The 11491-nt window shown below is 47.8% G+C and carries 10 protein-coding genes; 8 read left to right on the top strand and 2 right to left on the bottom strand.

Annotated elements, in window-relative coordinates; genetic code table 11:
* The first annotated feature begins 50 nt into the window (after positions 1 to 50).
* Entirely contained in the window at positions 51 to 281 is a 231-nt protein-coding gene (locus DYP60_RS10870; protein ID WP_117331034.1) for a hypothetical protein, read from the top strand.
* A 201-nt stretch (positions 282 to 482) separates the two neighbouring features.
* Here DYP60_RS10870 and DYP60_RS10865 read toward each other — a convergent pair whose 3' ends face one another.
* A complete protein-coding gene (locus tag DYP60_RS10865; protein WP_117331043.1) occupies positions 483 to 1613 on the bottom strand; it encodes an ROK family transcriptional regulator in 1131 nt (376 codons plus the stop codon).
* A gap of 102 nt (positions 1614 to 1715) precedes the next feature.
* On the opposite strand from DYP60_RS10865, the gene htpG reads away from it, so the two are divergent.
* Positions 1716 to 3605 (top strand): molecular chaperone HtpG, encoded by a 1890-nt coding sequence (gene htpG, locus DYP60_RS10860; RefSeq protein ID WP_117331033.1) that lies wholly within the window; start codon positions 1716 to 1718, stop codon positions 3603 to 3605.
* Positions 3606 to 3719: 114 nt separating this feature from the next.
* A complete protein-coding gene (locus DYP60_RS10855; RefSeq protein ID WP_117331032.1) occupies positions 3720 to 4607 on the top strand; it encodes a mechanosensitive ion channel family protein in 888 nt (295 codons plus the stop codon).
* Here the strand turns inward: DYP60_RS10855 and DYP60_RS10850 are convergent.
* The gene (locus DYP60_RS10850; protein ID WP_117331031.1) at positions 4582 to 5106 is read right to left on the bottom strand and encodes a hypothetical protein; all 525 of its coding nucleotides are present in this window, start codon (positions 5104 to 5106) and stop codon (positions 4582 to 4584) included. The genes DYP60_RS10855 and DYP60_RS10850 overlap by 26 nt on opposite strands.
* 74 nt (positions 5107 to 5180) lie before the next feature.
* Between DYP60_RS10850 and DYP60_RS10845 the strand changes: the two genes are divergently transcribed.
* The 5 genes from DYP60_RS10845 to DYP60_RS10825 all read left to right on the top strand — a co-directional run bounded on the left by DYP60_RS10845 (position 5181) and on the right by DYP60_RS10825 (position 11395).
* Positions 5181 to 7052, top strand: coding sequence for a sigma 54-interacting transcriptional regulator (locus DYP60_RS10845; protein ID WP_240622871.1), 1872 nt, complete (start codon positions 5181 to 5183; stop codon positions 7050 to 7052).
* A gap of 263 nt (positions 7053 to 7315) precedes the next feature.
* Positions 7316 to 8323, top strand: coding sequence for a PdxA family dehydrogenase (locus DYP60_RS10840; RefSeq protein WP_117331030.1), 1008 nt, complete (start codon positions 7316 to 7318; stop codon positions 8321 to 8323).
* Between the two features lie 14 nt (positions 8324 to 8337).
* The gene (locus tag DYP60_RS10835) at positions 8338 to 8796 is read left to right on the top strand and encodes a tripartite tricarboxylate transporter TctB family protein (RefSeq protein WP_117331029.1); all 459 of its coding nucleotides are present in this window, start codon (positions 8338 to 8340) and stop codon (positions 8794 to 8796) included.
* 10 nt (positions 8797 to 8806) lie between these two features.
* Positions 8807 to 10315 carry a tripartite tricarboxylate transporter permease gene (locus tag DYP60_RS10830; protein WP_117331028.1) on the top strand — a complete coding sequence of 503 codons (1509 nt, stop codon included), beginning with the start codon at positions 8807 to 8809 and terminating at the stop codon, positions 10313 to 10315.
* An 81-nt stretch (positions 10316 to 10396) separates the two neighbouring features.
* Positions 10397 to 11395: a tripartite tricarboxylate transporter substrate-binding protein gene (locus tag DYP60_RS10825; protein WP_117331027.1), complete on the top strand. Its 999-nt coding sequence runs from the start codon at positions 10397 to 10399 to the stop codon at positions 11393 to 11395.
* Positions 11396 to 11491: the final 96 nt, after the last annotated feature.

Raw genomic sequence — 11491 nt, 5'->3', positions numbered from 1 at the left:
GTGAACCAGAGTGCCAAATGGTGAAACAGGCAAATGATGAGGAATAATAAATGATGAGGATAAGCCGATTATTCCTAACAATAGGAATAATCGGCGAGAAGAGCTTTAGACTGAGCAAACTAAAGATGAAGATAGCAGGAACCTTCCGTTCCTCTGAAGGCGGGTCCAACTTCTGTACGATTTTCTCCATCATAGACACAGTCAGAAAGAATGGTGGAAACGCATTCGAGGCCCTAACACAATTGTTCAACAACTCATTCTCCCTGGCTTTTCTCAACTAAAATCTGCTTGGGAGACCTGAGCAGTTACACAAAAATGCCAAATTAATGTTTTACAGTGCGAGAAAACCATGCAATAATCATGAGTGTCGTTGCTCGAGTCTAGACCGATGTTTCCAGCGGATAGACGCGTACCCATAGGAGAGGAGTCCTAGGGTTCTCAAGGAGGTTGCCGCTACCCGTTTGGGTAGCGGTTTTACTTGGTCAAAGCCCTTGCATTGTCTGCAACATTCGCCTCTGGAATACCCATCGATCCAAGGCAACTGCTACGCTTCCTAGTACGGTACTTCGATCCTTGAGCTGGGAGCGTACCACAGGAATATTCGCAAGGCTGTGGTGGGTGTGCTGTTGGTAGTACTGCTGAAGCAATGAAATGTAGTGGTCAGGGAGGTTGGATACCCCTCCGCCCAAAATAATCTTGTTGCATCCAGTAATCGCACTGGCAGACGTTAGGGCAATTCCCATGGCCTCTGCGGCCTCTTGCAGAGCTTGAACTACTTTGGGGTCTTGGCTCTGTGCCAGGTCTTTGACGGACGTTCCTGCAAAGCGTTCACTGAGCGCCCAACCTGCAGCTACAGTCTCAAGGCATCCAATGCCACCGCAGCGGCACAATCCTGTCTGTCGGACGGGGAGATGTCCGAACCTGCTCTTCTCTCCTACGATAGTATTGTCTTGCACCAATGCTCCGCTGATATGCTCTCCCCAGTTAACATAGAGGAACGACTTCTGATCTTCTCCAGCAAACCATTGCTCTGCTTCAACCATTGCCCTCATAGAATGCACCAGGATTGCAGGGGTTTGGGTATATTCACTGATAGCTTTTGCAAGAGGGACATTCTCCCACGGCCAGTGGTCATGACGGAGTATGGAAAGGCTGTCATTGCTGATTTGGGCGCTTGTCGCCACGGTGATGCCAGCAATGGGAGTCTTGGTAATCCGTCTCATTTTCAGACACGTCTTGATGATGGTAAGTCCATGTTCCTGTGCATCCGGTTTGATTGGTGTGGGGATGCGTTCAAACCTCAATACATTACCTAAGAGGTCGGAAAGGGTGAAACAGGTATTTTTACTGCCTAGCTCCACACCAAGGACCAGCCTGGAACCTTGTTGTAAGGCAAGCGTGGTGGGTCTCCTGCCATTGGCTGTCTTGGCCTTCCCCTTTTCCTCAACAAGCCCTTCCTGGAGCAACTGTTCCACAATCTCACTGGTAGATGGCTTGTTCAGGGTCAGACGACGTGCGATATCAGCACGACTGAATTCGCCCTCACGGGCCAGTAGATTGAGAACTCTCAGACGATTGATGGTTCTAGCTGAGCTTGGAGTGGAAAACTGCATTCCCAAGCATATCCCACCTCTGCCTTTTTGTTAAGGAACAATTGCCGTTGGTTTGAAAAATCAGTATGTTTATCAATATCCCTTTGGAGGTATCATACTACGATGGAACAAAAGAAGTTCAAAACTGAAGTATCTGAGCTATTGCATCTGATTATTCACTCGCTCTATTCTCACAAGGAAATCTTCCTCCGCGAGCTGGTATCCAACTCATCTGATGCTTTGGACAAACTCAAGTATCTCACCCTTACCGATGACAAGCTCAAGAATCTAACCTTTGAGCCGCGCATCGACATCTCCTTTAGTGAGGAGGGTGAAGACCGGACGCTCACCATTAGTGACAACGGCCTTGGAATGAGCCACGACGATTTGGCAGACAACCTGGGTACCATTGCATCCAGTGGCACGAAGAAGTTCCTCTCTTCCCTTACCGAGGAGCAAAAGAAGGACAGCAATCTCATCGGTCAGTTCGGTGTAGGATTCTACAGTGCCTTCATGGTTGCAAAAAAGGTTGAGGTAGTCAGCCGGAAGGCAGGTGAGGAGCAGGCTTGGAAGTGGAGCAGCACCGGAAAGGGGAGCTATATCCTTGAGGAAGCAAAGCGCGAAAGCCAGGGCACTACCATTACCCTGTACTTGAACGAGGAAGGCAGTGAATATGCAAACCGCTGGCAGATTGAACAGCTGGTGAAGAAATACAGCGACCACATTGCCTACCCCATTTTCCTCTCCTACGACCAGACTTCCTATGACGACAAGAAGAAGGATGATGAAGGGAATCCCTTGAAGAAAGTCGAGCACAAGATTGAGCAGATTAACAGCTCATCAGCCCTGTGGAGACGAAGCAAGAGCGAACTGACAGATGAAGAGTACAAGGAGTTCTACAAGCAGAGTAGCTATGACAGTGAAGATCCCTTGTTCTACTTGCACACCCGAGCCGAGGGTGCAACTGAATACATCACGCTCTTCTTCATTCCCAGCAAAGCTCCGTTTGACATGTACTATGCCGATTACAAGCCGGGCGTGAAGCTCTACGTAAAGCGGGTCTACATCACCGATGATGATAAGGAGTTGCTTCCTTCCTACCTTCGCTTCGTACGTGGTATAATCGACAGCGAGGACCTCCCTCTCAATGTCAGTCGTGAGATCTTGCAGCAGAACCGAGTGATGAATGCAATTCGCACTGCATCAGTAAAGAAACTGCTCGGGGAGTTCCAGAAGATCAGCGAACAGAACCCCGATCTCTATGCAAAGTTCATTGAGCAGTACAACCGACCTCTGAAGGAAGGATTGTACTCCGACTATGCCAATAGAGATGCATTGCTTGAGCTGGTACGGTTCAAATCCTCATCCGAGGATGGCTATGTAAGTCTCGCTTCCTACAAGGAGCGGATGAAGAGTGACCAGAAATCAATCTACTACATCACGGGTGGAAAGGAAGAAACCCTCAAGGCAAGCCCCTTGCTCGAAGCGTATCGCAAGAAGGGGTATGAAGTCCTCATTATGAGCGATGATATCGACGACATCGTTGTTGGTTCGATTGGTACCTACAAGGAATTGCCTTTGAAGGCAATCAACAAGAGTGGTGCAGTCGATGATCTGAAGGAAGAAGGTGAGGAGAAGAAAAAAGACACCAAGGAAGCAAAGGCCCTCATCAAGAAGGTCAAGAAAGCCCTTGGGGACAAGGTGAAGGATGTAGTTGCATCTTCCCGCCTTGCAGATTCTCCTGCTGTAGTGGTGGTCGATGAGAATGACCCATCAGTACAGATGCAGCAGATTCTCAAGAGTATGGGACAAACAGACTTTGAGGAAGCAAAACCAATTCTTGAGATCAACGTGGAAGACCCGATGGTCAAGAAGATTGAGAACAGCGACGATGAACAGTACATTGAGCAACTGAGCTCAGTATTACTGGATCAGGCTCTGCTTGCTGAAGGGGTTATGCCTAAGGATCCTGTAGGGTTTGCAAAGCGTCTACATGCTCTATTGTCTACATAATGGATAGTAATTAATTACTTATCATGCAAGGTGAAGAGGCCATTTTCTTCACCTTGTTTTTTTTCTCTACCGATGGTAGTGTTTTGTTTAACCCCTCTATAAGGAAGTAGTAGTATGATTGCGAATTTCATGGCACTGAGTAGTGAAGCCGTAGCTGAAAGCTCTGCCTTTGGTCGTTTTGTTGAGAAGATTGACAGCTGGATTCAAATCGGTCCAGTCGAATTCTTGGTAAACGTAGTGATTGGATTGCTCATTGTATTCATCGGAAAACTGGTGATTATCGGAATCTCCCGTGTGCTCAAACGTGCACTTAATCGTTCCAAAAAGATCAATGACCTAATGGCACGTTTCATCTTGAAACTGGTCAATGTCATAGGATGGATATTCCTTATCATCGCTTTCCTTGGTCGCATTGGCCTTGATATGGGCCCCGTGCTTGCCGGCCTCGGCATCACTGGCGTCGTCCTTGGATTTGCATTCCAGGATACCATTGGAAACCTGCTCAGTGGTATGATGATCGTCATCAACTCACCCTTCAGGATTGGGGACTACATCGAAACCGGATCTTTCAGTGGTACAGTCAGTGACATGGATATGATCTGTGTCATTCTGTCCACACCTGATAATAGGAAGATTACAATATCCAACAAGCTTGTCTGGGGTAACCCTATTGTGAACTATTCCAATGTCGAGCGACGAAGACTTGGTCTTACGGTCAGTGTTGCCTATGGGACGAACATACAGCTGGCAAAGGATACCATTTGGAAAATCCTCAATTCATACAGCGAGATTCTTCCCGAGCCTGCTCCCATGGTAGAGGTGAATACGCTTGCTGCTTCCTCGATTGAATTCGCGGTCCGGCCTTGGACCAAACCAGAAGACTTCTGGAAGGTTCATTGGAGATTCCAGGGAGAGATTGTTGATCGTCTTGCTGAGGTTGGGATTTCTGTTCCCTTCAACCAGCTTGATGTACACATCATTGATCAGCCGAAAGCGAACTAACGTCCTTCTCCAAACAGTGACGTTCCATGATGGTACAGAACTCCTTGGAATCCTGGAGGAGGAATTTTCCTAGATAGGATTTCCTTCTCCATGCTTTGGAACCGAACACCAAAGTGATGATTGCATCATTTGTCTCAACGATTACCGAGATATGGGAGAGTTTATTCCCTTGTGTCTCGTAATTTTGCTTACAGGATACAAAGTCTGCATACGGGAAGTGGTAGAACTCCTCAGCCAAAGTGATCCCAACAACCTGTTTTTTGGTATCGAAACAAAGAAGAATTCCGTCTCCGATATCATTGATGTATCCGTGTCTATCATCAAAATTGTATCCATGCTCTTTCATCAACTCATTGGTTCTCACCCCAAGCTTCTGCAAGGTAAGACGATAATTGGTTGCTGCCCGGTTACGATTTTTCTTACCGATGGTCAGTGCATAGAGGTTTGCGGCAGTAATGATGACTAACAGAGCTACCAGCAGGTATTGGAGTATGTTCATAGCCGGACAATACCAAGGGTAGACCGACTTTGTAAAGAGAACCGCTTATGATACACTCTCTTTGAGGTGTCACATTGATAAAGATTTTGATTGTTGTTCCCTACCAAGAGTTGCAAGAAGCATTTGATCAAGTCGTCCAGAGTTATGACCTGGATACGATTGAAGTGCGTACAACCCATATCTTTGGAAGTGATCCCCAGAAGATTGTACCGCTTGTTGCTGATATCATTGTTGCTCGCGGCATAACCGCCCAGGCAATTGCCCATCAGAAACCTTCGGTGCACGTGGTGCCAATTGCACTCAGCAGTGCAGATTTGCTCAGCGCACTGGCCAAAGCAAAAGAAATGAAAAACGATGCCCATATTGGGGTAGTCACGAATGAACAGCTTTGTGACCAGGAGGTAATCAGCACCTTGGTTGGGCAACCTGTGTCCATCTTTCAGGTAACCGATGAAAAAGATGTGGAAATCGGCTTGGCTCATCTTGCACGAAAGGGCTGTACTGTCTTTGTTGGTGGCTTGACGATGTGCCGCTTGTGTGAGGAGCAGAACTTTGCCCATGTGCATGTAAAGAGTGGTTATCAGGCAGTGGTCCATGCCGTTGCAGAGGCAGTTGCTGCCGCTCGTTCCCTGGAGCGGGCTCAGACAAGGGGAAACCTACTGTGGACCCTGCTCAATAATGCTGCGTATGCTTTGCTTGCAATCAACAGCAATACAACCATCATTGCGGCCAACCGACAAGCGGAACAGCTCTTTGGCACCAGTTCCCTGATTGGAAAGCAACTGATGGAAGTTTATCAGTCAGGGAAATGGGATCTCACCTTGAAATCAGGGAAGAAGGAAATACTGGTTCCCATTGCAGGCAAGCAATTCCTTGTCACTCAGCAACCGATCAGTATGGATGAAGAGACACCCGGCTTTCTTTTTACGTTCCAGAATGCAGAGACAATCCAGCAAACAGAGCATATGATCAGAACGGAGTTGAGCAGAAAAGGCTTGGTTGCCAAGTATACATTCTCCAACATCGTGACGCAAAATTCCCAAATGAGAGCTCTGGTGGAGAAAGCCAGGAGATTCAGTCAAGTCCCCGGAGCAGTGCTCTTGCTCGGGGAGACTGGAACAGGAAAGGAACTGTTTGCCCAGAGCATCCACAATGCATCCCCCCGTGCATCACAACCCTTTGTTGCAGTGAACTGTGCAGCGCTTCCTGAGCAACTGCTAGAGAGTGAGTTGTTCGGGTACACTGAAGGAGCCTTCACGGGTGCGAGCAAGGGGGGAAAGCCTGGGTTGTTTGAATTGGCACACAAGGGAACCATTTTTCTCGACGAAATTTCCGAGATGCCAATAGTCGTACAGGCGAAGCTCCTGCGGGTGCTACAGGAACGTGAGGTGCGTCGGGTAGGTGCTGATATGGTTGTTCCTGTCGACGTGAGAGTCATCAGTGCAGCAAACAGCAATATCCTGCAAAAAGTGCAGGATGGATTGTTCCGTCTTGATCTGTTTTATCGTATCAGTCTGCTGAGTCTCATGCTGATTCCCCTACGCGATCGTCCTGAGGATATCGGATTGTTGTTCTCCCATTTTGTTGCGGAGTACTGTGAGAGACATGGATTGCATGGAATCAATATCAATGCAGATGCACTGGAAATGCTCGGCCAGTTCTACTGGCCAGGAAATATTCGTGAGCTACGTAATGCAGCAGAACGACTGGCGATTCTCCATACTTCCAACCAAGTCGGGATTCGGGAGATTGAACAACTTGATATTGGATCCACAGGATTGTACCTGGAAGCCAAGAAAAGAGAAAAACCGAAAAAGAAGAAACTCTCTGACCATGACCTCTATGAACAGTTCCTCTCCAGTGGATTGACTCGTGAAGCATTCGCGAAGGGTGTAGGAATCAGCAGAACGACACTCTGGAGGAAGTTCTCCCGATTTGAAACGTAGCAATGATGTTTCACTTATGTTTCAAATGAAACATGAAACATAACTTATGTAACATTGAAACATGTTAAAAAAGTCTTAAAAATTTTTAGAAATCTGTATGATATCTTTCTTATTTAGTTACTTCACTAGAAAATATATATACAAAAGCCCAATATCCGAAAAAATTGTATACAATAAACCCCAACTTGGCACGTTAGTTGCTACCTCTATTGCCGAAGTGACGAACACCGTTATTCACTGCAAAGTATGAAGAGGAGTAATCCATGAACGATAAGCCTGTATTGGGACTTTTGACAGGGGACGGGGCCGGAGTCGGACCTGAGATCATTGCCAAGTTGGCGGTTGGTAAGTTCTTTGAACAGTATTGTAGACCAGTGGTTATTGGTGATGTCCGCATACTAGAGCGTGCTTTCTCCGTGATTGGTTCTTCGGTTCCATTGCAGGTGATAGGTGATGTGGATGAGGCTGACTGGAGCAAAGGTCTTCCCATCCTAGACCAGAGAGACCAGGACCCTGAAGTGGTGAAGTTTGGAACATTGACCACCGAGGCAGGTAAAGCAAACCTCAATGCATTGAAGCTTGGTGTTGCATTGTATAAAGAAAAGAAGATTGAGGGCTTTTGTTTCGCTCCCCTCCATAAAGCGGGACTCAAGCAGGCAGGAAGCAAGGTGGAGAGTGAACACCACTTACTCGCTCAGTTGTTCAACCACACTGAACCCTTTGGGGAAATCAATGTGGTAGGAGATCTCTGGACTACCCGCACAACCAGTCATATCCCCATCAGTGAGGTGAGCAAGAACTTGACTGTAGAGAGCATTCTTCGAGCAGTACGTCTTGCAAATACATCCTTGAAAACCAGCGGTATCGCAAAACCTCGCCTTGCTCTTGCTGCCCTGAATCCCCATGCAGGTGAAAATGGCCTATGTGGTCGTGAAGAGATTGATGTAATCATTCCGGCTATTGAGAAAGCAAGAGAAATGGGAATTGATGCCACAGGACCCTATCCGAGTGACATCACCTTCATCAAGGCATTCCGTGGTGACTTTGACGGGGTTGTGACCATGTATCATGATCAGGGTCAGATCGCCCTAAAACTCAGAGGATTTGATGAAGGGATTACCATTGCTGGCGGCCTTCCTGCTCCAATTGTTACCTGTGCCCATGGCACGGCCTACGATATTGCTGGTACCGGTGTTGTGAAAACCAGCGCTTTTGAGAATGCAGTGAAGATGGCCTCCCGTATGGCCAACCACCTGCGTCTGCAAGCGTAAGGAGAGAGAGAAATATGCAGTTGAAAAAGGTTACGAGTCAGATGGTGATTCCTGTAGTCACGGCAGTGATTGCTGCTCTGTTCATCTATCTCGGTATCACCAAGTACGGCTTCTGGCATGAGCTCAGGGGGCCGCTTCCAGGTTTTTTCCCTACCCTTATTGGGGTTGCATTGCTTGCCCTGAGCTTCATTGCATTCCTGGGATCTTTCAAGGAAGAGAAGACCACATATCCAATCGAGAGTTGGTACCCTGCCTTGGGAGTTATTGCCATTATGCTCGCCACGTTGGTCATAGGAATGATTCCCAGCCTTGCACTCTTTGTCATTCTTTGGCTCAAGTGGTACGAAAAGTATAGTTGGAAGACTACCCTCATTGGGTTGGCTGTCATCATGGCCATTGTAATCGGAGCCTTCGTCATGTGGCTCGGAGTTCCCTTTCCAAAGGGAATCATCTACAACTGGATCGCGTACTGAGGAGCAAGCAATGGAAAATCTAGAAATGCTATTAATGGGCTTTTCAGTAGTCCTTACCTTTCAGAATGTTATGGTTACCATGCTTGGTGCAGTACTCGGCCTAGTGGTTGGAGCAATGCCCGGTATTGGTTCTCTCGCTGGGGTTGCCTTGCTGCTTCCCCTTACGTATAAGTTCAATCCAACCACCGCTATTATCATGCTTGGCGCACTTTATTACTCCAACATGTATGGTGGGTCGTTCAGCGCTATACTGCTAAACATCCCTGGAGACTCTCCTGCTGTCATGACCGCCTTGGATGGGTATCCAATGGCAACCAAGCGCAATCGTCCTGGTCAGGCTCTGTTCACCTCCAATCTTTCCTCCTTCATCGGCGGTTTCATTGGTATGGTCATCCTTACCTTCATGGGACCTGCACTTGCAGAGCTCGGACTCAAGTTTGGCCCTGCTGAGATGACCTCGCTTTTGTTGGTCGCGATGACCTCCATCGGTTGGCTGGTAGGGGAAAGCCCGACAAAGGGTGTCATCCTGACGTTGGTTGGAATTTTGTTGGCGACAATGGGTATGGATACGCTTACAGGAAGCCCCCGTTACGACTTCGGCAACATGTATCTGCTAGGGGGCATTCCTTTTATACCATTTGTCATCGGAGCAGTTGGGTTCAGCCAGGTACTCAAGTTGATGACAGAGCGGAATAAGAAGGTTGATGTAAATCTGACACAGAAGCTGACGATTAAGGGCTCGATGTTGACCCTCCATGATGTGCGCCGTCTGGTCCCGCCGGCCATTCGTAGCGGTTTTATGGGCACCTTTGTGGGTGTACTTCCCGGAGCTGGTGCTACAACCGGAGCATTCCTTGGATATGCTGCCCAGAAGGCCTTCAAGAGTGAAAAGCCGCTTGGCAGTGGTGCAATCGAGGGGATTGCAAGCTGTGAATCAGCGAACAATGCAGCAGCAGCTGGTTCCTTTGCTCCCTTGCTTGCTTTGGGTATTCCAGGCAGTGGTACCGGAGCAGTCTTGCTTGGTGGGTTGATGATGTGGGGTCTGAATCCTGGACCACTGCTCTTCTCCAGTAATCCTGACTTTGCATGGGGCTTGATTGCAAGCTTGTTTCTTGCAAACCTGCTTACCTTGTTCATCTCACTGGGTGTCATCCCATTCCTGATTAAAATTCTCACCGTTCCGGTACGGATTCTAATCCCGATCATCACAGTGGTCTGTGTAGTTGGCAGTTATAGTACCTCCAACTCCATGTACGGGGTGATCATCATGTTCCTTTCCGGACTCTTTGGGTATGTACTTGACAGGAATGGCTATGGAGTTGCCCCGATGCTTCTCTCCTTCGTCTTGGCTCCGTTGCTTGAATCGAACATGCGCAAGGCATTCATCATCAGTAATGGTGGATTGGGAATTTTCGTTGATAAGCCGATTTCTGCCTTCCTGCTGTTGATTCTGTTAGCGATTGTCGTGACTCCTGTGGTGAAGTTCATTCTCCGCAAGGTTGGTACTCGTAAGCAATAAGGTTTTATTTCCTCGAAAGAGGAATTGGATATTGGAAAATATGGGACATTGTCCCATGAGAAACTAAGAGGAGATAGAAAAATGAGAAAAATTGCTCTCGTGTTGGCACTGGTTTTGTTGGCAAGTGTGTCTGTTTTCGCAAACGGTACTGCTGAAGCTGCAGGTGGTGCAGAGAAGTCCTTCGTCCCTACCCGAAATGTTGACTGGTATGTAACCAGCTCCCCCGGTGGTGGTTCTGACATCTTCACCCGCACAATTACGGACATTGCTGTTAAAGAGGACCTGATCAACGGAAAGAATTTTGTTATTCAGTACAAGACCGATGGTGCTGGTGAGGTTGGTAGACTGCTTGTTTCCAACATAAAGGCTGGCGTACAGGCTGACCACACCTTGTTGACATTCAACAGTGGTGACTTGATGCCGATGGTAAAGAATACCAGCAACCGTTTCCAGAACTTCCAGCCTATTGCTCACATGGCTGTAGACAAGCACCTCATCTTCATCGGTGAATCCTCCAAGTACACCAGTGCCGAAGAGATCATTGACGCATTGAAGCATGGTGAGAGACTTGTTCTTGGTGGTTCCAAGGGTGATGACATCGCATGTCATGCTGCTCTTATCAAGGAACTTGGCATTACCCAAGATCAGCTTTCCTACATCGCTCACGATGCAACCAGTGGTGCTATTACTGCAATTCTTGGCGGTCACTTCGACCTCTTGATCTCCAAGCCAGCAGCTGCTTCCCAGTATGTTGAAGCCGGCAAGCTCACTCCTGTCTTGGCTCTTTCCACCAGCCGTTTCCCTGGTAACCTCAGTGGTGCACCGACCCTCAGCGAACTCGGTTACAAGAACGTAGAGGTTCCCAACTGGAGATCTGTGGTTGCTCCCAAGAACATGAGTGCTGCTGCAGTCAGCTATTGGAGTAATGTCATGAAGCAGGTCAGCGAAACTGAAGCTTGGCAGAAAGGCTACATCGAGAAACAGAAGCTGGTTCCCGATTTCATGGATACTGATACTTACAGAGCATATGGTATGAAGTTCCAGGCTGACTACCTTGAGTCAATCGGTAAGTCCGAGTAAGGAATTCCGGGTCTATAGAGTTTGATCTTGGGGGGTGAAAGTGGTTTTCTTTCATCCCTCAACTTTGTGTTACACTTATTACTGTGAAATGAACAG

Source organism: Sphaerochaeta halotolerans (genome assembly GCF_003429665.1).
Lineage (GTDB): Bacteria > Spirochaetota > Spirochaetia > Sphaerochaetales > Sphaerochaetaceae > Sphaerochaeta > Sphaerochaeta halotolerans.
Note: the sequence above shows the minus strand (reverse complement) of the source record. Positions and strands in the feature narration are given on the sequence as shown.